The 25077-nt window shown below is 39.9% G+C and carries 26 protein-coding genes and 1 pseudogene; 13 read left to right on the top strand and 14 right to left on the bottom strand.

From position 1 onward, the window contains the following. Positions 1 to 52 precede the first annotated feature (52 nt). Positions 53 to 1021 carry a class 1 fructose-bisphosphatase gene (locus ACFI4Z_RS08870; protein ID WP_394192572.1) on the top strand — a complete coding sequence of 323 codons (969 nt, stop codon included), beginning with the start codon at positions 53 to 55 and terminating at the stop codon, positions 1019 to 1021. An 89-nt stretch (positions 1022 to 1110) separates the two neighbouring features. On the opposite strand, the gene ACFI4Z_RS08865 is transcribed toward ACFI4Z_RS08870, so the two are convergent. Beyond that, complete coding sequence (locus tag ACFI4Z_RS08865) at positions 1111 to 1437, bottom strand: hypothetical protein (protein ID WP_462670270.1); 327 nt, start codon at positions 1435 to 1437, stop codon at positions 1111 to 1113. A gap of 52 nt (positions 1438 to 1489) precedes the next feature. Here ACFI4Z_RS08865 and ACFI4Z_RS08860 point away from each other — a divergent pair, with 52 nt between their 5' ends. The 5 genes and pseudogenes from ACFI4Z_RS08860 to ACFI4Z_RS08840 all read left to right on the top strand — a co-directional run bounded on the left by ACFI4Z_RS08860 (position 1490) and on the right by ACFI4Z_RS08840 (position 6216). Continuing rightward, on the top strand, positions 1490 to 1840 hold the full coding sequence (locus tag ACFI4Z_RS08860; protein ID WP_462670269.1) for a DUF5522 domain-containing protein: 351 nt from the start codon (positions 1490 to 1492) through the stop codon (positions 1838 to 1840). A 231-nt stretch (positions 1841 to 2071) separates the two neighbouring features. Further along, positions 2072 to 3385 carry a TonB-dependent receptor plug domain-containing protein gene (locus ACFI4Z_RS08855; RefSeq protein ID WP_462670268.1) on the top strand — a complete coding sequence of 438 codons (1314 nt, stop codon included), beginning with the start codon at positions 2072 to 2074 and terminating at the stop codon, positions 3383 to 3385. Then, positions 3349 to 3855: a TonB-dependent receptor domain-containing protein gene (locus ACFI4Z_RS08850; RefSeq protein WP_462670267.1), complete on the top strand. Its 507-nt coding sequence runs from the start codon at positions 3349 to 3351 to the stop codon at positions 3853 to 3855. Before ACFI4Z_RS08855 ends, ACFI4Z_RS08850 begins: the two co-directional genes overlap by 37 nt. Before the next feature lie 137 nt (positions 3856 to 3992). Next, positions 3993 to 4634: pseudogene (locus tag ACFI4Z_RS08845) on the top strand (TonB-dependent receptor domain-containing protein); the annotation flags it as partial. Positions 4635 to 4686: 52 nt separating this feature from the next. Beyond that, the gene (locus ACFI4Z_RS08840; RefSeq protein ID WP_462670266.1) at positions 4687 to 6216 is read left to right on the top strand and encodes a tetratricopeptide repeat-containing sulfotransferase family protein; all 1530 of its coding nucleotides are present in this window, start codon (positions 4687 to 4689) and stop codon (positions 6214 to 6216) included. Here the strand turns inward: ACFI4Z_RS08840 and ACFI4Z_RS08835 are convergent, their stop codons facing one another. After that, the gene (locus ACFI4Z_RS08835) at positions 6217 to 7062 is read right to left on the bottom strand and encodes a sulfurtransferase (RefSeq protein WP_462670265.1); all 846 of its coding nucleotides are present in this window, start codon (positions 7060 to 7062) and stop codon (positions 6217 to 6219) included. It lies immediately after the preceding gene. Beyond that, a complete protein-coding gene (locus ACFI4Z_RS08830; protein ID WP_462670264.1) occupies positions 6995 to 8125 on the bottom strand; it encodes a capsular polysaccharide export protein, LipB/KpsS family in 1131 nt (376 codons plus the stop codon). Before ACFI4Z_RS08830 ends, ACFI4Z_RS08835 begins: the two co-directional genes overlap by 68 nt. Before the next feature lie 324 nt (positions 8126 to 8449). Here ACFI4Z_RS08830 and ACFI4Z_RS08825 point away from each other — a divergent pair, with 324 nt between their 5' ends. After that, a complete protein-coding gene (locus ACFI4Z_RS08825) occupies positions 8450 to 9466 on the top strand; it encodes a CDP-glycerol glycerophosphotransferase family protein (protein WP_462670263.1) in 1017 nt (338 codons plus the stop codon). Positions 9467 to 9551: 85 nt separating this feature from the next. Here the strand turns inward: ACFI4Z_RS08825 and ACFI4Z_RS08820 are convergent, their stop codons facing one another. The 6 genes from ACFI4Z_RS08820 to ACFI4Z_RS08795 form a co-directional block, all read right to left on the bottom strand. Next, positions 9552 to 10619, bottom strand: coding sequence for a CDP-glycerol glycerophosphotransferase family protein (locus ACFI4Z_RS08820; protein WP_462670262.1), 1068 nt, complete (start codon positions 10617 to 10619; stop codon positions 9552 to 9554). Positions 10620 to 10711: 92 nt separating this feature from the next. After that, a complete protein-coding gene (locus ACFI4Z_RS08815; RefSeq protein WP_462670261.1) occupies positions 10712 to 11128 on the bottom strand; it encodes a group I truncated hemoglobin in 417 nt (138 codons plus the stop codon). Beyond that, positions 11128 to 11961 (bottom strand): DUF3034 family protein, encoded by an 834-nt coding sequence (locus ACFI4Z_RS08810; protein WP_462670260.1) that lies wholly within the window; start codon positions 11959 to 11961, stop codon positions 11128 to 11130. The genes ACFI4Z_RS08815 and ACFI4Z_RS08810 overlap by 1 nt, the downstream gene beginning before the upstream one ends. Beyond that, entirely contained in the window at positions 11948 to 14263 is a 2316-nt protein-coding gene (locus tag ACFI4Z_RS08805; RefSeq protein ID WP_462670259.1) for a bifunctional diguanylate cyclase/phosphodiesterase, read from the bottom strand. Before ACFI4Z_RS08805 ends, ACFI4Z_RS08810 begins: the two co-directional genes overlap by 14 nt. Then, positions 14256 to 14915: a methylamine utilization protein gene (locus ACFI4Z_RS08800; RefSeq protein WP_462670258.1), complete on the bottom strand. Its 660-nt coding sequence runs from the start codon at positions 14913 to 14915 to the stop codon at positions 14256 to 14258. The genes ACFI4Z_RS08805 and ACFI4Z_RS08800 overlap by 8 nt, the downstream gene beginning before the upstream one ends. A 158-nt stretch (positions 14916 to 15073) precedes the next feature. Beyond that, positions 15074 to 16180, bottom strand: a complete 1107-nt coding sequence (locus ACFI4Z_RS08795; protein WP_462670257.1) for a phosphoribosylaminoimidazolesuccinocarboxamide synthase — start codon at positions 16178 to 16180, stop codon at positions 15074 to 15076. A 183-nt stretch (positions 16181 to 16363) separates the two neighbouring features. Here ACFI4Z_RS08795 and ACFI4Z_RS08790 point away from each other — a divergent pair, with 183 nt between their 5' ends. From ACFI4Z_RS08790 to ACFI4Z_RS08780, 3 genes are read left to right on the top strand one after another with little or no spacing between them, the layout of a single operon-like run. Then, a complete protein-coding gene (locus ACFI4Z_RS08790; protein ID WP_462670256.1) occupies positions 16364 to 17053 on the top strand; it encodes an ABC transporter ATP-binding protein in 690 nt (229 codons plus the stop codon). Continuing rightward, entirely contained in the window at positions 17050 to 18315 is a 1266-nt protein-coding gene (locus ACFI4Z_RS08785; protein ID WP_462670255.1) for an ABC transporter permease, read from the top strand. Before ACFI4Z_RS08790 ends, ACFI4Z_RS08785 begins: the two co-directional genes overlap by 4 nt. A gap of 10 nt (positions 18316 to 18325) precedes the next feature. Further along, positions 18326 to 18826 carry a DUF3299 domain-containing protein gene (locus ACFI4Z_RS08780; RefSeq protein WP_462670254.1) on the top strand — a complete coding sequence of 167 codons (501 nt, stop codon included), beginning with the start codon at positions 18326 to 18328 and terminating at the stop codon, positions 18824 to 18826. A 43-nt stretch (positions 18827 to 18869) separates the two neighbouring features. Here the strand turns inward: ACFI4Z_RS08780 and mutM are convergent, their stop codons facing one another. Both mutM and ACFI4Z_RS08770 read right to left on the bottom strand, forming a co-directional pair. Then, the gene (gene mutM, locus ACFI4Z_RS08775) at positions 18870 to 19679 is read right to left on the bottom strand and encodes a bifunctional DNA-formamidopyrimidine glycosylase/DNA-(apurinic or apyrimidinic site) lyase (RefSeq protein WP_462670253.1); all 810 of its coding nucleotides are present in this window, start codon (positions 19677 to 19679) and stop codon (positions 18870 to 18872) included. A gap of 1 nt (position 19680) precedes the next feature. Then, entirely contained in the window at positions 19681 to 20196 is a 516-nt protein-coding gene (locus ACFI4Z_RS08770) for a hypothetical protein (protein WP_462670252.1), read from the bottom strand. A gap of 199 nt (positions 20197 to 20395) precedes the next feature. Between ACFI4Z_RS08770 and ACFI4Z_RS08765 the strand changes: the two genes are divergently transcribed. Continuing rightward, entirely contained in the window at positions 20396 to 21322 is a 927-nt protein-coding gene (locus ACFI4Z_RS08765) for a manganese-dependent inorganic pyrophosphatase (protein ID WP_462670251.1), read from the top strand. A 188-nt stretch (positions 21323 to 21510) separates the two neighbouring features. On the opposite strand, the gene rpmG is transcribed toward ACFI4Z_RS08765, so the two are convergent. From rpmG to radC, 3 genes are all read right to left on the bottom strand, one after another. Beyond that, positions 21511 to 21666 carry a 50S ribosomal protein L33 gene (gene rpmG / locus ACFI4Z_RS08760; protein ID WP_004587947.1) on the bottom strand — a complete coding sequence of 52 codons (156 nt, stop codon included), beginning with the start codon at positions 21664 to 21666 and terminating at the stop codon, positions 21511 to 21513. 11 nt (positions 21667 to 21677) lie between these two features. Further along, on the bottom strand, positions 21678 to 21914 hold the full coding sequence (rpmB, locus tag ACFI4Z_RS08755) for a 50S ribosomal protein L28 (protein ID WP_006793236.1): 237 nt from the start codon (positions 21912 to 21914) through the stop codon (positions 21678 to 21680). A gap of 273 nt (positions 21915 to 22187) precedes the next feature. After that, positions 22188 to 22862 (bottom strand): RadC family protein, encoded by a 675-nt coding sequence (gene radC / locus ACFI4Z_RS08750; RefSeq protein ID WP_394192769.1) that lies wholly within the window; start codon positions 22860 to 22862, stop codon positions 22188 to 22190. A gap of 160 nt (positions 22863 to 23022) precedes the next feature. Here radC and coaBC point away from each other — a divergent pair, with 160 nt between their 5' ends. After that, a complete protein-coding gene (coaBC, locus tag ACFI4Z_RS08745; protein WP_462670422.1) occupies positions 23023 to 24216 on the top strand; it encodes a bifunctional phosphopantothenoylcysteine decarboxylase/phosphopantothenate--cysteine ligase CoaBC in 1194 nt (397 codons plus the stop codon). A gap of 112 nt (positions 24217 to 24328) precedes the next feature. Continuing rightward, positions 24329 to 24916: a nucleoid occlusion factor SlmA gene (gene slmA, locus ACFI4Z_RS08740; protein ID WP_099294817.1), complete on the top strand. Its 588-nt coding sequence runs from the start codon at positions 24329 to 24331 to the stop codon at positions 24914 to 24916. Positions 24917 to 25077: the final 161 nt, after the last annotated feature.

Below are 25077 nucleotides of genomic sequence, written 5' to 3'. Positions count from 1 at the left end.
ATCCCTCTCACATTATGATTATCATGGCCTTTAACGTTATCAGGAAAATAGAATGCGTAGACTACCCCCAGTATTACTTGAAGACGGTTGCCCGAGAGATTTAATCTCGTTAATAAGAACGATTTTAGCTGCGTGCAAAGAAATTTCGTTCCGTGTAGGTCAAGGTGCATTATCGGGCGTGCTTGGTTCAACACTGGATGAAAATATTCAAGGTGAAACACAAAAGAAACTTGATGTGTTAACTAACCAGTTACTTAAAGATATTTTACTGGAATCAGGCTACGTTAAAGCCATCGCTTCTGAAGAAGAAGATTACACCGTAGCAGGCAACCCAGATGCCAGCTACATTGTGGCATTTGATCCATTAGATGGTTCATCAAATACTGACATTAACTCCTTAGTTGGCACTATTTTCTCAATTATGCGAGCACCTGAAGGTTCAGACGCCGCGGATGAACGCATTTTTATGCAACCAGGTAAAAACCAAGTTGCTGCGGGATATGTGCTTTATGGTCCATCAACTGTACTTGCACTAACAACCGGTAAAGGTACGCGCTTTTTCACATTAGATAAAACTCATGGCACATTCTTATTAACTGAAGACTTCGCTAAAGTGCCTGAAGAGACAAGCGAATACGCTATCAATGCATCAAATCAACGCCACTGGCAGCCAGCAATGCAAAACTACATCAATGACTTGATGGCTGGTGAAACAGGCCCAAGAGCGCGTAATTTCAACATGCGCTGGATTGCAGCCATGGTTGGTGACGTGCACCGTGTTTTATGTCGAGGTGGAATTTTTACCTACCCTACCGACACCAAAGATCCTAATAAACCAAACAAACTGCGCTTACTTTATGAAGCAAACCCTATGGCGATGTTAATTGAACAAGCTGGCGGTATTGCATCTACAGGTACTGAACGTATTATGGATATTCAACCTGACGCTATCCACCAACGCGTAGCTGTTATTTTAGGTTCTAAAAACGAAGTAGAAACCTGCTTAAACTACCACAAGTAAAGCAGGCAGTTTTAGCTGTAAAATAAAAGCCGCGCTTGTTAAATCAAACGCGGCTTTACTTTATCGCTATGTGTTCTAAAAGCTAACGGCTAGCATTTCAATAACTCAACCAACTTCGCCACTTTATCATTATCTAGCTCGCCCATTTGCTCGCTGTTACTCAGTGCGTATATCACACCTTCCACTGCGCTGTAGTCGATGTCAGTTCGTGCTTCAATTACATTCGCCCACAACTCAAGGTCATCTAAGTCAATTTCGCCAGCAAGGCAGCGTTTAAGTACACCAATGACGTTTTCGAGCGTCAACGTGTAGCATAAAATAGGTTCAACTTCGTTCGTTGAAACAATAATACCAATGGCTTGGTCCTTATTTTTACCTAGGGTGGCAAATTCTGCTAACGCTTGTGCTCTGTTCATGTTTATTTATCTGTTATTCTAATAATGATTTTAAAAACTGAATGAATATTAAATGACAACTTTAGCCTGTTCACAATGTCAAACAACGCTTACATGTAATGTTGGTAACATCAACGCCTGTTGGTGCAATGAACTCCCAGCTATTTTACCGCTTAATGACTCAACCACCAGTTGTTTATGCAAAGAGTGTACGTTAGCTAAAATCAATCAGTTTTTAGCTACCTTGTACACGCAACCTTTAAAAGAACAACTGACTTATGCTAAACGTTTCCATAGCAACGCAAACCTGATAGAAAATCTCGATTATGAAATGCAAAACGGCTACATGGTATTCAGTCGTTGGTTTTTCTTAAAGCGTGGAACCTGCTGCAAAAACAATTGTAAGAACTGCCCATTTTCATAAGTTTATACGCAAAACTCTCCTCTTTCTTTCAAACATAAAATTTACAAGAAAAATATTTAAAAATATTTTTATTCAAAAAAACAAAGGAGAACAACTTAAAAATGCATTTATGTGAATAATATACGCATATAATTGAATATAAATTTCTGTACCAATTTCAATCATCTTGTTTACATTTTTTAACATGCTTTTCTGTTTAGTAACAACAACCAGAAAAAAACAGGATAATAAATGAAACAGTTCAAGCCGAGTATTATCGCTTGTGCAATAGCCGCTCAATTTTTTACTGCTCATCATGCTGTTGCAGCTGAGCAGCAGGTAACTGCCAATAAAGAAATCGAAACTATTGAAGTAACTGCAACCAGGCGCTCTGGTTCTATTCAAGATGCACCACTTAATATTACTGCCTTAGATGGCGATGTTATTGCCGATCAAAACATTGGTAACCTTGAAGACGTTGCTCGCTGGGTGCCTGGTTTAACTATTTCTGATCAAGGTGGCAGAGAAGGTTCACCGATTATTGTTCGTGGTTTAAATACTAATTCTTCAGATCGCGGCTCAGATGGCGGCACTGTGGCAACCTATGTTGGTGAGATTCCCTTAAATATTAGTTTACGCTTGACCGACATTGATCGTATGGAAGTGCTTATTGGGCCACAAGGTACCCTATATGGTGCAGGTACTCTAGGTGGTGCGATTCGCTACTTACTAAAGCAGCCTCAACTTGACATCACCGAAGGCAGTGTTTCTGGTGATATATTTTCAATCAATGAAAGTGATGATACCGGTGGTGAATTTGGCGCAGTCTTTAATACGCCATTAATTGACGATGTATTGGCAGTTCGCGCTAGTCTAAATTATTACAATAAACCTGGTTATATCGATTACAAATATGCAGTGCAAGAACCTGGTGTATCTAATCCAAACCCCGACTTTACAGATCAAAATGATATTGATAACAACTTACGTCGTGTGAATGATGCAAACGATGAGAAAATCACTACTGGACGCTTATCTGTTCGCTGGCAAGCAAATGAAAACGTTGATGCTACACTAAATTACTTTTATCAAAAGCAAGAACACGGTGGCAACTCAACAACACAATACAATACGCTAGCTGATAGTAGTGCCCTAAAGGGGACTATTGGCCGTTATGAAAACGCAGCTCGCGTACTTGAGCCCGGTGAACAAGAAAATGATCTTTTAAGCCTTGAAATAAAGGCTGATTTAGGCTTTGCAGAGTTGGTATCTGCCTCTGGCTGGTCAAGCTACGAGCAGTCAGGACAGCGAGACCAAACTGACTTACTTTATGATATTTGGACTGGTTACGCTGATTTCCCTGCATTTGTTGGTCAAACACTTGATACAGCTGATCGTGATAATTTTACTCAAAAACTGCGCTTAGTATCTAATTCAGATAACGCTCTAAATTGGATTGTAGGTGCTTATTACAATAAACAAGAGAATTTTTCAGACGACCGCGAATACACTCCGGGTTTAACTGAATTTTGGGGCGGTGGAAACCCAATGTACAAGAAGACCTAGAGTATATTGTAATCAGTAACTCTGAAATCACAGAACAAGCCATTTTTGGTGAAGTAGGTTACAGCCTAACTGATCAGTTTGATGTGACGCTTGGCGCACGTTTATACGAATATGACATCTCAACTAACTCTGGTTCAGCTACACCGCTATATTCTGGAGATTTTTCATCACTTGAGCAACTTGAAATGGAAAATGTCAGCGCCAATGATAGTGGAAATTTATTTAAGCTTAATGCTAACTATAAATTTGAATCAGGCATGCTGGCTTATTTTACAGTTAGTGAAGGTTTTAGAATTGGTGGCGGTAATGGTATAGCACCTTGTCCTGATGTGTTACCAGAACAACAAATCGTATGTGCATTACCAAATGAAGAAGATTATGAGCCTGATACCACAGTTAACTATGAGCTTGGCTTTAAATCTAGTTGGTTTAAAAACAGCCTACATTTTAATGCGGCGTTGAGGCTGTAGAATTACTCTTTTTAAAGAAAATCAGCCTGTTTTATGGGTTCCAAATGCATTACCTAATGCTTTAAAAGCGCTTAGAGTTAATTACAGGAGTTCGTTTTTTAATTGAATTTGGCTGTTTGAGTTATTCTACAGTCTCGTTATTTAATGTCGATTGGAAAGATGCGCAAGTGGGTAGCTCTACTGTCAACGGCCAAGAACTGATCACTGCAAATGCTGGCTCAGCAAACTCAAAAGGGGTGGAAATTTCATCTCGCGCAATATTTGCTGATAACTGGACCGCTTATGCTACTTACGCTTATGCTACTTACGCTTATGCTAAAGCAGAACTAACTGAAGACGCACCTGATCTCTTTGGCATTAATAATGGCGCTGTAAATGGCGACCGATTACCGGGCGCACCTGAACATCAATTCTCATTTGGCCTACGCTATGAGCAAGATATAATGGACGACAAACTTTTGAGTGTTAACTATGGTATGACAGCACAAAGTGATGTTATTACTAAAGTTGGTCTTAGAGATGACGCTGAAACACTGGCTGGTTATTCGCTTAGTAACTTGTCTGCAAGATTAACTGGTGACATGTGGTCGGCAACTATTTATGTTGATAACTTATTCGACAAATACGCGTTTACCTCTGTGCGTCGTGATAAGTCATGGGCAGGTATGTCGCAAACTGGTGACAACAAGGCTTTACCTGAGTTGCAACGTGTGTACGCTCATTACACAACAACACCGCGCACGATAGGCATGAAGTTTACTTATAACTTTGAATTATAAACAACGAGTAAAAGCCTTGGTGTTTTGTACCAAGGCTTATATCCTTTAGCTTATGCAACTAACATCACTCCAAACAAAGCTTCAGCAGCAAATTGAGCTTGCACTTACGCAAGGCAAATTTAATGATGCTCATCACTTACTAGTAAGCAATTTAACAAGGGATCCAATTGATCACTTTAGTTATTTTTTGTTGGCACAAGTAAATCTGGCCGTTGGCGATAAAAACAAAGCACAAAAGCTACTAGAAAAAGCACTTAGCATTACAAAGCAGCCGGTGTATTTTGCTCATTTAGCTAAAGTAGCGGTATTGACTGGGCAACTAATTAACGCACAGCAATACATAAATAAAACGCTAAATAGCGAGTATGATAATGCGATTTATTATGACCTTGTTGCTAACGTACTAACTCGTTTAGGGCATTATCAAGAGGCGCTCAATTGGCAAAAAAAAGCCTACCTGCTCGACTCATCAACTCCTCAAATTAGTTACAACTTAGCAATTGGTTATAAAGTTATGGGGGAGTTTGACAAAGCCCGTAATTTATTAAAGCAATTAATAACGAAGCAACCTTTGTATTTTCAAGCACATTATTCGCTGGCAGAGCTCAATAATACTGACTCAGCAAAAACACACCTGGCACAACTTAAAAAGTTAGTAAAAAGCAAACTTTCAACGCAAGATAACCACTATGCACAACACGCCATCGCTCTCAATTATGAGCATATAAATGAATACAAAAATGCATTTAACGCATTTAATGCCAGCAAAAAGACAATAAACCAACTCGTAAAATACAACCCTGACCAACACAGTCAGTTTTGCCAACAACTAATTAGCTTTAGTCAGCAGTTCTGTGCTACACAAGCCAATAATATCTTTGCGCCGATATTTATTGTAGGCATGCCACGCTCAGGCACCACATTGATGGAAAAAATCATAAATCAGTCTGCTGCAGTTCAAGGTGTAGGTGAACTCAACGACATTGCTCAACTTTGCCAAAGAGGCAATAAGCAGATTTTAAATAGTGAGGTATTAACCGCCGCTTATAATAATAAAGAAACAGTTGAGCAACTTAATAATTATCAACAACGCGTTAGTCAATTAGTAGCGCCGTCATTACGTGTTTGCGATAAACAACCGTTTAACTTTTATTATATTGATTTAATTTTAGCTGCTTTTCCGCAAGCTAAAATAATTTGTATGCAACGAGAGCAACAAGATAGTTGTATTGCAAATTTCCGCCAGCTTTATAATCCAGCAAGCGCTTTTCATCATTACAGTTATGATTTAAACAATATAAACCGTTTTTACTATGACTACTGTAACTTAATAAATCACTTCGCGAACACATACAAAAACAACGTCTTGATCATGCAATATGAAGAGTTAGTCACTGAACCTGTTAGGAGCACGAAAAAGGTATACGCTTTTTGTAATTTAGAGTGGCAAGCTGACTGCTTAGACTTTTACAAACAACAAAGCCCCTCAGCAACAGCCAGCAAAATACAGGTACGCCAACCATTAAATAACAAGGCTATTAACTATTGGCGCAACTATGATTTTGCAATTAATTCATTATAACTATGCGCGCTTAGGGCAAGGGCCGGTTTCGATGGGGAGTTCATCTCGTGCGCCCCACTCACTCCACGAACCGTCATAAACGTGTAAATCTTGATAACCACATTCGTCAGCAAACAAGGCTAATATGCATGCGGTTACCCCAGAACCACAACTAAATTGCAGCTGAGTTTGTTTATCAACAACCGTAGAGAAGGCCGCTTTAATTTGCTCAATTGATTTAGCTTCGCCTTTATCAAGTAACTCGATAAACGGCAATGACAGGCCGTTGGGGATATGACCACTGCGCATACCGGGTCTAGGCTCAGCCATCTCACCTGTATAGCGTTTATAACCTCGCGCATCAAGCAGCAAGACATTATCGTCATCAATACCATTAAACACCGCAGCTGCATCTATAAAGTAGTCAGCCCTTGGTTTAGCAGTAAAGTTCCCTCTATGGTGGTTATGGCTATATTCGACTTGAGTGAGATAGCCCAGAGACTGCCATTTAGCTAAGCCACCACTGAGCACTTTAACATTATCAAATCCCATTGCTTTAAACATCCACCACCCTCGAGCAGAGCTGAACAAGCCTTGGTCTTCATATATGACAACCAGCGAGTCGCTATCTACTCCCATTGATTGCATTTGCTCAGTGAACTGCCCAGGACTACACATAGTGTGCGACAAGCCACTGGATAAATCAGCGAGCTGCTTTTTAAAATCAAACCGCTGAGCATTCGGGAGCTTAGCATCCGGTTGGTATCGCCCTGGTTGACCTGGGCGCACCATACCTGCATCAAAGATAACGAGTTTTGAATCGTTTATGTGTTCGTTCAACCACTGGCATGTGACGATGTTGTTCATTGTGTTCCTTTACTTCATTTACCTGCTGTGAAAACGCATCAAGGCCGAGCAAACGTTTCTCAACAGCTTCAACATGATCTTTGGAGCAATCTTGCCACCTTCCTTGAACAGAGTAAACATGCTTTAAATAACTAAAAAACTTATCTTTTAAATGTGAATCTACTTGCCAACCATGCATTACTTGCAAAAGCTGATTACGCAGTGCGTGTCCATTTGCTGCATGTAATACCAAACCATCAATGTTATAACATGCCTGCCCAAGGGTAATAACACGCTGCCCAATTAACAGCGCCTCAATACCGACGGTTGAATTTACTGTTACAACTGCTTGTGCATTTTCGATTAAATCGGCGGTGACATTACCATTTGCAAATAGTGCTTGGGGGTGCTTTTTGTATAGATGAGGGTAATGTTTATGCCACGATGGATGTTCTTTAAAAACAACTTTTAATTGCGGGTCACTCAATCCCTCCACAGCTTCCATTACCTGATTATAAAGTGCTTCCATAGAATGTATCCAGGGCGAATAGCTAGCAATCTGAGTATCATGAGGGACTTGAAATGGCACAAAAATATAGCGTGCAGGCAGTTTGCTCTGCACAAACTTTTTGCGCTTTTTATGATTTGCTCTAGGCGTTAGCTCTGGGATACGTACATTGAAATGCTCTGGAGGCTCAAAATTTTCATAAAACTCGCGTTCACGCTTTACTGATGAGGCAAAGTTTACACCTTTTGGGTCTAAGCAACTCGTATTAGGCAGCAACCCGTTTTCATAATAAAACACATTTATACCTAGCCTTTTAGCTGCCTTTACAACCGTTACATTAGGCAGTTTATTACCATTCCAAATAACTAAATGAGTCGGTTTTTGTTGTTCCAATAAAGCTAAGTATTTGGCATAGCGGCAGCACTCAATGATATTCAGCAAAAACGCATAAAACCTAGTAAATATATGACTGTTCCACATACTATTTTTGGCTTGCTTACGTTTTATCTGAGTGGCAATAATATCGTCAAAAGAAGTGTTAAGTGCTTGAGGTATGTATTTTAAAGCACCAAGCATTGGCTTACCAAAGATATGTATGCTGGCACTAATGTTAAGCTGAGAAATTAGTTTTTTATAATAACGGGCGTGTACATTGCGACGGGACACAAATAGAAAGTGCATAATGGGCTTATACCAATATTTATAGGTTTAATATAAATACTAAGCCGACTATATGACTTAACCATGACCAATTTATGGCAGTTTTATTCTACTGTTGGCTCCTTTGATTAATTTATTTTACTGTAATAAAACGGTATTATAGATTTTGACTGTGGTATGTGGAGTATTTCCTCTTCACAACCTACCCGTTTTCTACTTTCAGCCTTAAAGTGATGCTTCATGCCTAAACATTATTTATTTTACGTTGAACAAGCCTACAGCTTTGCAATATTGCGCCCAATCCAAGATGCAATTATAGAAAATGGCGATAAAGTCTGCTGGTATATTACAAAACGAAGTGGAATTACTGAGGGGCTATTACCCACAGAACAGCAACTGCATAGTGTTGAAGAAGTGAAGCAGTTTAATCCTCGCGCCGTGTTTGTGCCGGGTAATGTGGTTCCTGACTTTTTTCCTGGAGCCAAAGTACAAGTGTTTCATGGCTTAGAGTATAAAAAGAAAGGTCACTTTGGTATTCGTGGTTTTTTTGATTTGTACTGTACTCATGGCCCTTTGACAACAGAACCCTTTAATTTATTAGCTCAAAAACATCATCACTTCAAAGTTACTGAAACCGGCTGGCCTAAATTAGACCCTTACTTTAGCTATGATAAACCAAATAACTTAAAGCCTGTAATTTTATACGCACCGACCTTTTCTCCAAACCTAACATCTTTGGACGCTTTGTTTGAGCAAATCAAAATACTTGCAAATACAGGTGAGTACTTCGTAAAGCTAAAATTTCATCCAAAAACAAAACCTGAATGGCAAATGCTTTACCAGCAATTAGAGAGCCTAGAACATTTCGAAATAAGCCAAAGCGATAACTTGATTCCGCTAATTCAGCAGGCTGATATAGTTATTTCTGATACTTCTAGTGCGGTAGATGAATCGTTGCTTATTGGCAAACCCGTGGTAACCTTTAACAATAGTCAGCCACAAAACGCTTTGATTAACATCACTGAACCTGAACAATTAGACGATGCGATACACCAAGCGCTAAATTTGAGCGAACAGCAACAAAAAAACATTACCGATTATATCGCACAAGTTCACCCATACACTGACGGTAAAAGCGCACAACGCGTTTTAGCAGCAACCGAAGAAGTAATTAACGCCGGGCTGTTACCTAAGCCACTAAACCTACTGCGTCGATATAAAATTCGTAAAGCACTTAACTATATGAAGTTATCATGATAAGAGGCAGTGACTTTGCCTAATCCTAGTAGTCATTTTTAAATAGTCTGCACTACATCTATATTAATCAGTGCAGCATGAGTAGCTATACATTTTTCTCTAGGTAATCAACGATACGGCTGGTTGATAAGCCATCGGTCCTTCCCGCAAGCTGCTTTATTAAAGCTGCTTTGTTTTGTTTAAATGTCTCACTCTCCAGAGCCGCTTGTTCGATTTTTTCCGCTAGCTGATTGTAATGTCTAGCAGGGTGACAAATTTGATTAAAATAATGAATATCATCATCTAATCGCTCTTTCAAACGAAACGAAAAAATCCCACGGTAGCTCCATCGCAATTTATAAAAATCACACCAGATAACAGGCTTTTCTAAGGCTGCAAATTCAAAAATTGCCGATGAGGCATCAGAAAGCATAATGTCCGAAATAGCTAAAAATGGGGTTAAGTCAAATTGATTTGTATCAGCAACAAATACATTATTGCTTTGCTTCCAGCGTACTAATTTAATGCGCTGTTTTTTATAGCGAGGCTTAGTTAGGGAAAAAAAATGCGGTTTAATAATGATGTTGTACGCAGAAAAGTCATCTGCAAAATCATCGCTCATACACTCAATTGAGCTTGGGTAAAATGTCGGTGCATACAATAAAGTCGGCTTTTGAGGGTCAAGGCCTAATGACGTCAACTTAATTTTTTCAACAGATTGATCAAATAGCGGGTCCAATTTAGCATACCCTGAGTCAACAAAATTCCCCTTTGGATAGAGTGCTTCGAGGCGGTTTTTTCTGTGCTCTCCCTCAACAAAACGCACGGTCATCCCCGCATTAGACACATCGTAATAACACTGTTTAGGGCCAATACCATGCTGCATCATGGCCGTTTTCTTGTTTAATGCTTCGCTTTGTGCGAATGCATTACCAAATATAATCCAATCAGCATGGCACTTTTGATAAAAATCAAACGCTTCACCCGTATTAGCCAACCATGCCGCATCGAGCTTGTTATCATTTATAAATTGCTCACAAATAGCGATTAGCTCAGAGTCTTGAGACTTATAAAAAACCAACACACACTGGTGGCCCTTATCTGTTAGTTTTTTTATAACAGGTAAATATTGCGGGATATAATAAAGATGCTGAACATCAAAATAAGCGAGCATAAATTACATTTCATTAACGATAACAAAGACCATTGTACATAAATCAATGCGCTTTTTCAGCCATAACGATGAAATATAGAAGCTATTTTTGATTAAATACGAATAATCTCTGGCCGAAGTGGTGCCATTTTAGCTAATATTTTATTCTGTATAGTATGGCTTATATTTTGCTCATCCATGGCGCTTATCAATAAATCAACAACACGATTAAAATCAGCTTCTGTTATATTCATCCCTGTATGAATAGCAACCATACTGTCACCTTTGTACTCACAGGGGCCATCAGTTAAAGCACATAAATGGTTTATAAAACCGTTGCGAAAATGAGCAACGTTTGAATCCCTAAAGTAGGCTAGTATTTTATCATCACTTCCAATTTGATTAATAAAACTATCGGTTAAACGCTCAATGCCTTCATGACCATTAAGTTGTTGATAAAGAGTTGTATTCGGAGCTGATTGACACGCAGTTAGCAATAAGACAAATAAAACACATACTGTTATTTTCATTACCAATACCCTGTTACTGATAGATACCAACCGGTTTGATCTTTCGCCCCAGCAATACTGCCAAGGTCAAGCCAAGCAGCTGTTATACTTACATATTTGTTTGGCATCCAAGCTACAAATATATCCTGCCAATCTTGTTCACCTAACCCTAGGTTGTTAGCCTTTTGACGATATTCCACACCCAAAGCAATTTCGCGGCTAAGAAAAATAGCGGTACTGCCTTCAAACAAGAACTCCTTGCTCGCATTTTGACCACCAAAGCCAAGTAAACCTAGCTGGTTAGCATCACTGTAACGAGTAGTTAAGTTCCAAAAGACGTTATACCCTGCCAAGGCACCTAAATGTAATTTGCTAGCAGCTAAGTATATATCAGTTCCACTCGTTTCTTGCGCGCCCAAAAGCGTAGCAACAGTCCCATCAGCAAGTGACTTGTGTTGCACTCCTAGGCTTAACTGCGGCCATGGACTGTAAACTATATCACCATACAATCGTACCTTTGCTGCAGTAATCGATTGCTCTATGGTCGTATCTAATGCTGGCACCTCAAAACGTTGCTGCGCATAACTTAACTCCACACGATCAAAAACGTTAACCTGTGCGCCGCAGACATCTAGAGAATAATCGCTGACATCTGCTCGGCTGCAAAAGCCATTTATAGCTAATTCATCTTCGCTGGCATAACCCGCAAGCTGTGCCCAAGGAACAAGCCCGCCACCCGCACTCCCTTCTACTTGCGAGACCCCTGGCGTACCCAATAACTTCCCTTGACCTGCAAAAGTATCAAGTGAATAAAATATAATAAGCAATGCAAAAATAGTGTTATGCCAATTCATTATATTGCTCCAGCCATTGTTCAAATAAATCCGCTTTTAAAGGCCTACTTAAATAGTACCCTTGTATGTGGTCACATTTAAGATCTTGCAATATCTCTAAAGACTTTTGTGTTTCTACACCTTCAGCGACCACTGAAAAACCCAGTTGGTGGCCCAGTGTAATAGTAGACCTCACTATGAATTGATCTTTCTCTGACTCATCCAGTTTTAAAATAAAACATTTATCTAATTTAAGCTCATCTATAGGGAGCATTTTTAAACGCCCCAGCGAGGTTTGACCAACCCCATAATCATCGAGCGATATTTTAACTCCTATCGCTTTGAGGTTGTTCAGCGCTTGAATACCTTTCTCTTCATTCTCGATCATATCCCTTTCTGTTAACTCAATTGTTATCAATGCAGGGGCCACAGAATAACTTTTTAATACTTTTAATAAGTTCGCATGAAAGCCTGGATAAGCAATATCTTGTGCGGAAACATTAATTGCAGCTTGCATAAATATGCCTGCGTGTTGCCATTGCCCCACCTGCTTAACAACAGTATCAATAACCCACTCTGTTAACTCTACAATCAAGCCTGATTGTTCAGCAAGATCGATAAACAACTCAGGAGACACCCAACTACCATTTTTTCTTTGCCAACGGATCAAAGACTCCACTTTATCCACTTTTTGAGTCGCAAAATTAAGTTTCGGTTGATAGGTCATAAAAAGCTGCCCATCATCATCAGCAATTGCTTGTTTTAATTCATCAATAATGAGTAAACTCTCTAGATGCTCCTCATCTTCACCTTCTCTATAATGGTGAATATTTTCATGCTCATTAGTCGCGCTATCAACGGCAATCAGTACGCGTCGCATCAAGTCATCTGGTGCGGTTCCTTGATCTGGATAGCTAACAACACCGGCACTAAAGCGTAAATTGATTTTTAGTTTTTGTAACATGTAAGGCGTTTCTAGTAACGCCATTAATCCTGAAATACCCTTTTTCAAATTTTGGCTAGAAGTCGTTGGAAAAACAGTTAAAAATTCATCCCCACCGATTCGAGCGTGAAAGCCTCCTAACTCATCTGAAAATTCCGCGATACGGCACGCTACAGCTTTTAAGCAATCATCACCGACTCGAGGTCCTAACTTATCATTGATATGACGAAGCCCTTTAATATCGATAGCTACTAACGTGTAATCTTGATTCTTAGCAAGAGATTCATTTAATACCTCAAGCATGGCTGAGCGATTATAAAAGCCCGTTAACGTATCATGCTTTGCAGCAAAACTTATTTGCTGCTCGCGCTCATTGATATCATTACCCATGTTTTTAAACGCATCTATCAATGTCTTAATTTCAGTACTTTGCTTATTACTCATTGAATCAACGCTATAATTACCTTGCGCGAATTGCCGAGCTAAACTCGCTAGTTGAGATAATGGCATAGTCAGATTTTTTGCGAGTAAGCTGCTGGCGACAACGCCAATGATAATTGTTAAAGCGGCCAGTAAAATAATGGTAAAAAACAAGCGTTCAAATTCAGTATAGCTTTGTGTTAAATCAGCACTGAGTAAAACATTAACCGAATGACCTTCCAATGATGCAAGGTGTAAATCACGATTACGGTAAATTACTTGCTCTCCAAATATGCGAGAGGTGGTTGCTTGATAAAAGTAATCATTCGGCGAAAATGGCGAGGGTCTTGATAATAATGAACTGCGCACTAACCCGTCTTGTTCAGCAATAAAGCTGACGTCCATATTGGTTAGATTTTTTAACTCAATTGCCACTTCATCGGTTATCTTAAACCCCACTAAGCTATACGCAATTGTTCGTGGGGCACGCACTGGCAGCAAAATCACTTGGTATAAATCGTTATCAAGCACGACAAAATTAGATTGCTCTGCGTTAGTTAACAGCTCATTCATCATTTGTTCTAAATCATTACTAAACTCTTGGTTAGGTTTATTAGATGAAATTAATTTACCAGATAAATCAAGCAGCAGCATAAGTTCGGCATCAATTCGCTGGCTATGATTGTACAGCACACTACCGATAGTATCTGCATCTCGCGTAGCGACGGCTTGCTTAAATCCAAAGTCAGATGTTAGTACCTTTGCGGCCGTTAATAGCAAGCTTTCTTTTGCTGTTAAATATTGCTTATAAACACTCTCAGCCACATTAATATCTTGTGTGACTTTTTTCTCGTTAAATTGGCTTGTGGACCACCAAAAACTAAATAAACTTACTACCGTCGTCAATAAAACAAGGCCGACACAAACTATGATAACTCGATTTTTTAAGCTATTAGTCATTATTAGCCTTAAACTTATTACCAAATGTATTTCGCGGTTTAGGTGATTGCGTAGCAATAACGACTGTCACACTATCGACCGTGTCTTTAGTTAAAGCTAAAGGTGTTTTTTCTTCTAAAGGTATCGTTTGTGAAGAGTGCCAAAATGTAAATTGAGCAGGCAAAGTAACGTCATCAAGTATGACATTCCCATTGTTATCACTTTGATAAACGTGTTCGCTACTAGCAACGTAAATATACCCTACCATCGAGTCATGGATGTTGCATCCCAGCACTACAACCCCGTCAGTATCAAATTCAATAGGCTTATCTGGTTGCCCTGAATATAACTTTAATTGAAAGGGTTTTGCTTTAGAAAAAGAGTACACATGATGACGGATGTTATCGCTATTAGGAAAGTTAACTTGCTGGCCTTTTTGAGCAATTAATAAAGTGGGAGCAAACCGTTTATCAACTTGATCCATCACCAACTTCGGTAAATCAGCAGTCTTCGTTACAGGGTCTTGGGCGATTAGCTCAACCACAGCATCTGATAATGGCTGACCATGTTGATCTTTAACATTTACTGTAATATTTGCGGCAAAGGTAGCATAAGAAATAAACAACATACTAAGCATTGCTAAGCAATTAATTATAATTCCTTGCACGACCATTTAATTATCCTTTGTGTTTAAACCACATTAATTATTTTTTATCAGGATGTGATTAAGTTAATTGAACTATGACTTCAATTGCAAGAATAAAAGCCCAATTACACTAAATAATAGTTAATCATTGGGCTTTTAAAAGTCGTTTTATTAAATAATGATAATTAATACTTAGAAATGAGACCGTATTGCTCGTCTAAGATTGCAATTACTTCACCGCGAGGGTCGAGTGGAATAGTAACTTCATGGCCTGCAATTTTACTGGCGATACCTACATAAGTATCAGATACGGACAACATAACCGACTCTGGTAATACATAATCACGGGCTAACTGCTCGCGCTCTGCCATACGATCTTTATTCAACAGCACATCGCTTTCTGGCACATTGTTAATTAATAACTGACGGAACCCTTCTTTTGAGTTTTCAATGATTTTACCGTTACGATAGGCTGGGCCGTCCCAAATACGTGATGAGTCAGGGGTACCTACTTCATCAATGTAAATAAGTTTATCAGTGCCATCAATATCTTCCACGTAGCCAAATTCAAACTTAGTATCAACAAAAATCTGATCCAATTTGGCAAGCTCAGCGCTGATCAGGCCAAATCCTTCAACGAGTAGTTTTTCGTATTGCGCAACATCAGCCTCTGACTTGAAGTTAAATACAGACAGGTTATTAGTGATGTTGTCTCGGGTAATATTCACATCATCCACTTCTGGTATTTCATCAACACCTGTAATAATGCCTTTTGTAGAAGGTGTTATAAGTACATCATCTAATTTTTGGTTAGCTGTTAAGCCCTCTGGTAGTTCTAAACCACAAAAATTACGTACACCTTTGCTGTAATCACGCCACATACTGCCAGTAATGTACTGGCGTGCAATGGCTTCAACTTTAACCGTACTCGCTTTACGAACGATCCATACATAAGGGTGTGGTATATCAACAATATGATTCCCAGCCAAACCGGCTTCATCAAACAGTTTAAACCAATGAGAAGCTACAGTGTTTAAAGCAATACCTTTGCCCGGCACACCACTGAGCCCATTTTCACCTTGCCAAATACAATCAAACGCAGAGATACGATCAGAAATCACCATAATGGCAAGCTCAGTACCTTTTGGAACTTGGTAACCTTTCTCACTTATTAGGCGCGCACTGTCTTCGTCAGTTAACCAATATACTGAACGTACTTTACCACTGTGAACAGAACCTTTGGTACGTATTGGCAAATCATCGTTTACGTCTAAAACTTTATAGCTAGTCATGCTATCTCCGGATGTATGACATGCTCATAATGAGCATAAGTATGGTATTGGGGTTATGAGGTGCTAATAATAATCGAGACAGCGTTAAATCACAATTAAAGGACTTTGTTGTTTAACGTGTTTTGTTTTCATTTTTATAACCGCGTTATAGTATAACAGCAAATAAATCACAACTCGCTGCATATGATCAATATTCAAAGACTTAGTTTTAAATGGCGCTCGCAACAAACTATCCCTACATTGACTATACCTTCTTTAGTCATTGAGCGTGGCGAGCATGTATTTTTACACGGCCCGAGCGGCTCTGGAAAATCAACCCTACTGTCATTACTTGCTGGTATAAATAAACCAAATTCAGGCACACTTAGTGTGCTTAATAAAAACTTGGCGCAGTTGAATAACCGCAAGCGGGATGCATTTCGCTCTGATCACATAGGGTATATTTTTCAGAATTTTAATTTACTTCCTTATTTATCCCCCACAGAAAACGTGATGCTTGGCTGCCAATTTTCAAAACTTCGCCAACAAAACGCATTGCAACAAAGTGACTCATTGCCACTTGAAGCACAAAGGTTATTGGAGGCACTTGGCCTGTCGAGCGAACACCATCACCGCAGCGTAGCTGATTTAAGTATTGGACAACAACAACGCGTTGCCGCTGCACGTGCTTTTATTGGCAGTCCTGAACTTATAATTGCCGACGAACCCACATCTGCCTTAGATGCAGCGAATCGTAAAGCGTTTATCGAACTGTTATTTGCACAAGCTAACTTAGTAGGTAGTACGTTGGTATTTGTAAGTCATGATGAAACATTGCAAGCACTTTTTAACCGCTCAGTTAGTCTTGTTGATATTATGGAGCAAGCACTATGATTTTAATAAAACTTGCTTATAAAAGCCTACTTAATCGCCGCAGCAGCGCATTTTTAACCCTGTTTACCATTGCTATCAGCGTTATGCTACTACTGAGTATCGAGCGCGTCCGTGTAGATGCTAAAAGCAGTTTTAGTAGTACGATATCAGGTACCGATCTTATTGTCGGCGCCCGCACAGGCGATATACAACTGCTGCTTTCATCGGTTTTTCGTATTGGTCACACCAACAACGGTGTCAGCTGGCAAAGCTATGAGTATATAAAACAGCAACGCGGCGTTAGATGGACTATTCCATTATCACTTGGCGATAGCCATAAGGGGCATGCAGTACTTGGGACCAGCCCTGATTACTTCACACATTATAAGTATGGAAAAAAGCAAACATTATCGTTCTTCCAAGGTAGCCCATTTAGTCATTTAAATGATGTTGTTATTGGTAGTGAAATTGCTTCAACACTAGGTTATAAAGTCGGTGAAAAAATTATCATATCCCACGGCATGGGCAATACCAGTTTTCACCACCACGATGATAACCCATTCACCATAGTTGGTATTTTAAACGCAACAGGGACACCGGTTGATAAAACCTTACACATTCCGCTGGCTGCGATAGATCTAATGCATGGCGGCAGCCACTCTACCACTGAGCATGAGCATGAGCATGAGCATGAGCATGAGCACAATACTGAAAACCTCATTGGCGAGCCAACGCAAATTACTGCTTTTTTAATGAGCTTTGATTCACCTTTATACACCTTGCAAATCCGCCGTAATATTAACCAATATAAAGATGAAGCCTTACTTGCGATTATGCCTGGCGTCACTTTGCGTGAGCTTTGGGAAATGCTATCAATTATCGAAAAAATCTTATTGTTATTTTCGGGTGTGGTTGTATTGGTTAGTTTATTAGGAATGTTAACCACCCTACTGGCAAGTTTGAACCAGCGCCGTCGAGAGTTGGCAATCTTACGCTCTGTGGGAGCGCGACCTTGGCACTTATTTTCACTGATCAGTATTGAATCATTATTAATCACTTTACTGGGCTGCTTACTGGGCTGCGGACTGTTTTACGGATTAATGAATGTAGCCGCTGGCTTTTTACAAAGCCATGCTGGTATTTCAATCACCATCTCTTGGTTGTCACACTATGAACTAGCACTGATCGGCGCTATCATGGCGGCAGGCTTTATCGTGGGGCTTATTCCCGCAACGCGTGCATATTTTTACTCACTTGCCGATGGCATGAGTATCAGAATTTAAGAGGAACACCATGCAGTATATTCAAAAATTTAGCTTATTAAGCGTCGTTATGATTAGTTTAGCGATGAGCTTTTTCAGCTATGCGAATGCACCAAAAGAAATTTTTTGGGAAGATTTAATTCCTAAAGGCCATGTACAGATAGACACCCAAGATCAAGCAAATCATGAAGGTAGTGAACAAAACTGGGTTCAGCCTGACCTAGATGCGCCAGTCGTTAAAGAACTCGATGGTAAATCAGTAAGTTTACCAGGGTTTGTGGTACCACTTGAAGGTGATAGCGAAATTATCACTGAGTTTTTATTAGTACCATATTTTGGAGCCTGTATTCACGTACCGCCACCGCCACCAAACCAAATTGTACATGTAACAATTAAAGGCGGTGTGCCTATCGAAAGCTTGTATGATGCAATCGTTGTAACAGGTGTTATCAGTACTGAGACATGGAGTGGTGATATAGCCCAAGTTGGCTACAAGATAAAAGCCGTTGGTGTTGCACCGTTTGAGCTTTAATCCTGATTTAAACCTTGTAAGTGTTGCTTACAAGGTTTGATACCTAACGCTGGCATTGGCTGCAATAAACCGTACTACGCTGCCCTAAACGTATCTCTGTTAATTCTTTTTTGCAGATAAAACAAGGCTCTCCTTTTCTGCCATACACCAGTAGTTGCTGAGCAAAATAACCAGGCTTACCATCACTTTGCGCAAAATCTTTTAACGTTGTGCCGCCTTGCACTATGGCCGCCGCTAAGGTTTCTTTGATTATAGGCACTAATTTTTGATAACGAGCCAAAGAGACTTTGCCAGCTTCGCGTTTTGGATGAATGCCCGCTTTAAAAAGCGATTCATTTGCGTAGATATTACCAACCCCGACGACAACTGCGTTATCCATTATAAATTGCTTAATCGCCGTTTTTTTATTGCGTGATTGTTCATACACACGTTTGGCTGTAAATTCATCAGTTAGTGGCTCAGGCCCAAGTTTACTCAATAATGCATGGCACTCATCTGGGGCTTGCCATAAGCAGCAACCAAACCGTCTCGGGTCGTTTAACCTAAGCGCTTTGTCATTTTCAAAAATAAACTCAATATGGTCATGCTTTTTAAGTGGCTCAGTTTTATCTACAACCCGTAAATTACCAGACATACCTAGATGTAAAATCACACTACCAAGCTCACAGGTAAGCAGTAAATACTTCGCCCTGCGTTCAACAGCCACAACGGGGAGGTGGGTTATTTGGTAAATTTCATCAGGCACCGGCCAGCGCATATTTGGGTTGTGAACATTCACCTTAACTACTGTTTGTTGCAAAATGTGTGGGGTTATCCCCATGCGGCTTACTTCGACCTCTGGTAATTCAGGCATACTATTTAGACTCACTCGGTAAAAACTCAAAATTCACGAATAACTGTTGGGCTTTATTTACATCAACTAAAAATACCCGTTGTGTACTTTTATCTAACAAATAATACCCTTGTGGTGCGCTGTATAATTGATAAAGCCAAGGTAATTGCTCACCCGCCAACCAGAGCGTTGCAACTGTTATTGGTTGGGCTAACTTTGCTGGTGATACATCACTCACACTTAGTTCAGCGCTTTGCCAGTCATTAATAAGTTTAACAATGCTTTCTTGGTTAGCAGACCACTCGTTACTTGCTGGGCTTTCAATAAGAGGCTGACTGCGCCATGCAGTGCCTATTCGCTCAATTTTTTGTTCTGGAAAACTAAGCGCAAGAATAAAGCTTTGGGCTGGTAAGACAGTTTGTATGCTTGGTTGCTCAGGCACACTATTAAGCTTTTTATGAAGGCCATTAAAAAAGAAGATCATCAATAACATAGAGAAGATTAATACATTGTTCCATGCTTTGCGACTGAGCTGCATTTGAGACTCTTTACTGAATATTCAATTCACTAAAGTGTAACTAAAAAACAACTAAAATGGCACCTGTAAATAAATCAGTATCCCCCTTCAAAAGCCCCCTTGCTTTAGTTATTAATTATTACAAAAATTCAGCAACGTGAGATGTGCCAAAGTACGATTACTTTGTTAGAATATCTGCAAATTTTAAGGAGCTCCGTCAATGTCAATGTATGTAGTGGGTCACAAAATCCCAGATTCAGATTCAATTTGTGGTGCAATTGCACTTGCTTATTTAAAAAACCAAATCGATGAGCCAGCTATACCAACTCGTCTTGGTGATGTTTCACCAGAAACACAATTTATTCTTGACCGCTTTGGCTTTGAGGCACCTGAGCTTAAATTAAGCTATGCCGGTGAAGACGTTTACATTGTTGACCATACGGAAAAAACGCAAGCACCTGATGACATAGATGAAGCACGCGTTGTCGGCGTAGTTGATCACCACAAACTAGGTGACTTAACATCATCGACTCCGCTTGAATGTTGGATCCGCCCAGTAGGTTGCTCAAACACTATCATTAAAATGATGTATGACTTTTACAATGTTGACATTCCAAAAGACATTGCTGGCATCATGATGTGTGCAATTTTAAGCGACACCGTTATCTTTAAGTCACCGACGTGCACTACCGCCGACATCAAGTGTGTTGAAGCACTAGCTGAAATTGCTGGCGTTGAAGATTTTAAAGAATTAGGTATGGACATGTTCCGCGTTAAATCTGCGGTTGAAGACACACCAGCACGTGATTTAGTAATGCGTGACTTTAAAGACTTCAACATGAACGGTAAATTAGTCGGTATTGGCCAATTAGAGGTTATTGATCTGGCTGTATTTGACGATATTAAAGCAGACCTTGAAGCTGATATTGCCAAACTTAAAGAAGAAGGCGGTCGCCACTCAGTATTTTTACTGTTAACTGACATCATGAAAGAAGGCTCACAGATGCTGATTGCATCTGACGATGTAACGCTTGTTGAAACCGCTTACGGTGAAACACCTAAAGACGGTAAAGTATGGCTAAACGGTGTTTTAAGCCGTAAAAAGCAAGTTGTACCACCACTGCAAGATGCATTCGCTAAACTGTAAATGCTAGGTGCTAGGTGCTAGGTGCTAGGTGCTAGGTGCTAGGTGCTAAAGATATTAACCTTGTGAGTCTTGCTTGCAAGGTTTTTTTATATCTAAAACTTGAAATCCGATGGCTGATGGCTGATGGCTAGTTTAAAACAAAAAACCCAGCATAAGCTGGGTTTTTGATATTCTGAAGAGAACTAAAATTACTTGATTTTAGCTTCTTTGAAAATCACGTGTTTACGAGCCTTAGGATCGAACTTTTTGATTTCCATTTTTTCAGGCATGTTACGCTTGTTTTTGTCGGTAGTGTAGAAAAAACCAGTACCAGCAGTTGAAACTAAACGGATTTTATCGCGCATGATTCAGTTCCTTAAACTTTTTCGCCGCGAGCACGGATTTCTGTAAGAACCGCGTCGATGCCTTTTTTATCGATAATACGCATACCTTTAGTAGTAGTGCGTAATGTTACAAAACGTTTTTCACTTTCAACCCAAAAACGGTGTGTTTGTAGGTTAGGTAGGAAACGACGTCTAGTCGCGTTTCTCGCGTGTGAACGGTGGTTACCAACCGCAGGACGCTTACCTGTAACTTGACATACTTTAGACATGTCTATATATCTCCAATAACTTCGCTCGAGCTTAATTTAACCTAAGGCCATGTATTTCTGCCCTAGAGAATAAATCGAAGGGCGCTCTTTATACAGCTTTTACAGGCAAAGATCAAACACTGATCTATCCAATCAGCTCATATGTAAATTTGATAGCGGCTAATTATAAAGATCGAAAGCCCTTAGGGAAAGTAAAAACTGCATTTAAATTAAACTAATTTAGCAAAAAAGCGTAAACAGCTTATTTTTAACACACTTATCTACCAAACAAAGCTAAATAAGGCCCCGCTCAGCGAACGAAATACAATTATCTGCACCAACAATGATGTGATCTAAGATATTTATATCGACTAATTGCAGAGCTTGTTGCAATTTATTAGTAATAAGTTTGTCAGCTTGGCTCGGTTCTGCAATCCCTGATGGGTGGTTATGCGCTAAAATAAGTGCCCCGGCATTATTTTTCAGCGCTGCTTTGACTACTTCTCTTGGGTATACAGATGCAGCATTGATCGTTCCATAAAAAAGCGTTTCTTCTTTTATTAACCTATTCTGGCTATCAAGGTATAGCACCATGAACACCTCTTGCTGCAAACCTCTGAGCTCCAATGTTAGGTAATCGTATACCGCTTGTGGTGAATTAAAAACAGCCTTGCGCTGACATTGCTCCATCATATAACGCCTGCTGAGCTCAAGCACTGCTTGTAACTGCACAAATTTAGCTTTACCCAGTCCTTTTTGTGCACAAAAATCATCTATGGAGGCATTAAATAAATTATGCAAAGTTTCATTTTGAGTCATTAAATGTTGCGCAAGCTCTACAACATTCATACCTGGTAAGCCTGTACGTAAAAAAATAGCGAGCAATTCAGCATCACTCAACGACTTGGCGCCTTTGGCTAGTAGCTTTTCACGGGGGCGCTGCTCAAACGGTAAAGAAGTTAACTGCATCATTTCGTCCCTAAAATGGAGTAAGTTCATATAACTGTAATCTATAAATTAAATTTCGCCTGCGAAATGACAAATAAAATTCAAATTAAAAACTTCGTCCACACGGCAAAGATTTGATATCGTTAGCGCATAAAAGTAAGAACATTTAGCTGGCAGAGTAATAACAATGTTAAAGAACAAAAAAATTGTACTTGGGATCACCGGTGGCATCGCCGCTTATAAATGCGCAGAGTTAGTGAGACGCTTAAAAGAGCAAGGGTGCGAAATAAAAGTGGTTATGACCGAGTCGGCAAAACATTTTATAACACCTTTAACTATGCAAGCCGTCAGTGGAGAAATCATCTCAGACTCATTACTTGACCCTTCAGCAGAAGCCGCAATGGGTCATATTGAATTTGCCAAATGGGCCGATTTAATTTTGGTCGCCCCTGCCACTAGCAATATCATTGCTAAAATGGCAGCAGGTATCGCAGATGACTTGCTAACAACCTTGTTATTAGCCACACCAGCAAAAGTCGCTATTGCACCCGCTATGAACCAACAAATGTATGCTCACCCTGCAACCCAAGCTAACTTATCAACCCTTGCGCAGCGTGGGGTAGATATTTGGGGTCCCGGTAAAGGCGAGCAAGCATGTGGCGATATTGGAGCAGGGAGAATGCTAGAGCCAAGTGAGCTCGTTACTCTTTGCACTGCGCCAGCAAAGCCCCAGCTACTCGCTGGTAAAACTATCACAATTACCGCTGGCCCTACTCGTGAGCCACTCGATCCTGTACGTTTTATATCTAATCATAGTTCAGGAAAAATGGGCTATGCTCTGGCGCAAGCTGCCGTGGAATTAGGCGCTACTGTAAACCTAATTTCTGGACCTGTTAATATTGCGCCACCAAAAGGCGTATCAGTCATTAACATTGAAACTGCAGAACAATTATTACAACACTCATTAGCGCATGCAGTCAATTCAGATGCTTTTATCGGGTGTGCCGCTGTGGCGGATTACCGCGCAGCCAATATCGCTGAACAAAAAATGAAGAAGCAAGGCGACGAGCTTACCCTTACACTAGTAAAAAACCCTGATGTTATTGCTGCTGTCGCAAACCTCGATCACAAAAGGCCTTACACAGTGGGGTTTGCTGCTGAAACTCAAAATGTCGCCACCTATGCGAAGGGCAAACTCAGTAATAAAAATCTTGATATGATATGTGCCAATGATGTATCAAAATCTGGCTTGGGATTTAACTCTGATCATAATGCGTTAACACTCTACTGGCATGATCAGCAAAAAGAATTAGTTATAGAAACAAAATATGCGTTAGCCTTAAATGTTATGAAAGAGCTTGCTCAGCGATTGTAAAAAGGCTGGAAAGAAACTGAATAAAACATTAACATAGCCCCACTCATTCGCTCAAAAAGTGAGTGGCCAACTCTGGCAAAGCCCAATAAATAATTAAAAGAAAGGAATGTTCATGCCTGCGACAAAAAGAAGTAATCGCAAAGAGCAAATACTACAAGCACTCGCACAAATGTTGGAAACAAGCCTAGGACAACGCATTACAACAGCTAAGTTAGCAGCTGAAGTAGGTGTATCTGAAGCTGCGTTGTATCGTCATTTCCCGAGTAAAGCACGGATGTTTGAAGGCTTAATTGAGTTTATTGAAGACACACTTCTTTCACGAATAAACCTCATTCTTGAAAATGAAAAAGAAACCCAAAGCCGCATCTACAATATTTTGTTATTGCTTTTAGCGTTTGCAGAGAAAAACCCAGGTATTACGCGAATTCTCACGGGGGATGCACTTCAAGGTGAGCAAGAACGATTACGAGAGCGTGTACAAGGTTTATTTGAAAAACTAGAAACGCAAATAAAACAAGTGCTGCGCGAGCGTAAATTACGTGAAGGGAAAACCTTTCAAAGTGATGAGCTCACTATCGCAAACTTTTTACTGGCGTACATCGAAGGTAAAATGAATCAGTTTGTTCGCAGTGACTTTAAAGCAAAACCCAGCGCCCAATTTGAAAAACAATGGCTTGAGCTGCAAAAAATTTGGCTTTAGGTTCTAGGTTCTAGGTTCTAGGTTCTAGGTTCTAAATCATTAACCTTGTGAGTTATGCTTACAAGGTTTTTTGTATTTGCTCTCTTAACTCTCATTTTCGTGCACTTATCGCTTCTACTCGAATTGTTAAATAAACCCGTTATGATAAGGGTAATAAAACA

Source organism: Pseudoalteromonas sp. RWi3, from assembly GCF_054960735.1.
Note: the sequence above shows the minus strand (reverse complement) of the source record. Positions and strands in the feature narration are given on the sequence as shown.

Coding starts and splice junctions, on each gene's coding strand:
- ACFI4Z_RS08870 (WP_394192572.1), top strand. CDS start 53: ATGCGTAGACTACCCCCAGTATTACTTGAAGACGGTTGCCCGAGAGAT.
- ACFI4Z_RS08865 (WP_462670270.1), bottom strand. CDS start 1,437: ATGAACAGAGCACAAGCGTTAGCAGAATTTGCCACCCTAGGTAAAAAT.
- ACFI4Z_RS08860 (WP_462670269.1), top strand. CDS start 1,490: ATGACAACTTTAGCCTGTTCACAATGTCAAACAACGCTTACATGTAAT.
- ACFI4Z_RS08855 (WP_462670268.1), top strand. CDS start 2,072: ATGAAACAGTTCAAGCCGAGTATTATCGCTTGTGCAATAGCCGCTCAA.
- ACFI4Z_RS08840 (WP_462670266.1), top strand. CDS start 4,687: ATGCAACTAACATCACTCCAAACAAAGCTTCAGCAGCAAATTGAGCTT.
- ACFI4Z_RS08835 (WP_462670265.1), bottom strand. CDS start 7,062: ATGAACAACATCGTCACATGCCAGTGGTTGAACGAACACATAAACGAT.
- ACFI4Z_RS08830 (WP_462670264.1), bottom strand. CDS start 8,125: ATGCTTGGTGCTTTAAAATACATACCTCAAGCACTTAACACTTCTTTT.
- ACFI4Z_RS08825 (WP_462670263.1), top strand. CDS start 8,450: ATGCCTAAACATTATTTATTTTACGTTGAACAAGCCTACAGCTTTGCA.
- ACFI4Z_RS08820 (WP_462670262.1), bottom strand. CDS start 10,619: ATGCTCGCTTATTTTGATGTTCAGCATCTTTATTATATCCCGCAATAT.
- ACFI4Z_RS08815 (WP_462670261.1), bottom strand. CDS start 11,128: ATGAAAATAACAGTATGTGTTTTATTTGTCTTATTGCTAACTGCGTGT.
- ACFI4Z_RS08810 (WP_462670260.1), bottom strand. CDS start 11,961: ATGAATTGGCATAACACTATTTTTGCATTGCTTATTATATTTTATTCA.
- ACFI4Z_RS08805 (WP_462670259.1), bottom strand. CDS start 14,263: ATGACTAATAGCTTAAAAAATCGAGTTATCATAGTTTGTGTCGGCCTT.
- ACFI4Z_RS08800 (WP_462670258.1), bottom strand. CDS start 14,915: ATGGTCGTGCAAGGAATTATAATTAATTGCTTAGCAATGCTTAGTATG.
- ACFI4Z_RS08795 (WP_462670257.1), bottom strand. CDS start 16,180: ATGACTAGCTATAAAGTTTTAGACGTAAACGATGATTTGCCAATACGT.
- ACFI4Z_RS08790 (WP_462670256.1), top strand. CDS start 16,364: ATGATCAATATTCAAAGACTTAGTTTTAAATGGCGCTCGCAACAAACT.
- ACFI4Z_RS08785 (WP_462670255.1), top strand. CDS start 17,050: ATGATTTTAATAAAACTTGCTTATAAAAGCCTACTTAATCGCCGCAGC.
- ACFI4Z_RS08780 (WP_462670254.1), top strand. CDS start 18,326: ATGCAGTATATTCAAAAATTTAGCTTATTAAGCGTCGTTATGATTAGT.
- mutM (WP_462670253.1), bottom strand. CDS start 19,679: ATGCCTGAATTACCAGAGGTCGAAGTAAGCCGCATGGGGATAACCCCA.
- ACFI4Z_RS08770 (WP_462670252.1), bottom strand. CDS start 20,196: ATGCAGCTCAGTCGCAAAGCATGGAACAATGTATTAATCTTCTCTATG.
- ACFI4Z_RS08765 (WP_462670251.1), top strand. CDS start 20,396: ATGTCAATGTATGTAGTGGGTCACAAAATCCCAGATTCAGATTCAATT.
- rpmG (WP_004587947.1), bottom strand. CDS start 21,666: ATGCGCGATAAAATCCGTTTAGTTTCAACTGCTGGTACTGGTTTTTTC.
- rpmB (WP_006793236.1), bottom strand. CDS start 21,914: ATGTCTAAAGTATGTCAAGTTACAGGTAAGCGTCCTGCGGTTGGTAAC.
- radC (WP_394192769.1), bottom strand. CDS start 22,862: ATGCAGTTAACTTCTTTACCGTTTGAGCAGCGCCCCCGTGAAAAGCTA.
- slmA (WP_099294817.1), top strand. CDS start 24,329: ATGCCTGCGACAAAAAGAAGTAATCGCAAAGAGCAAATACTACAAGCA.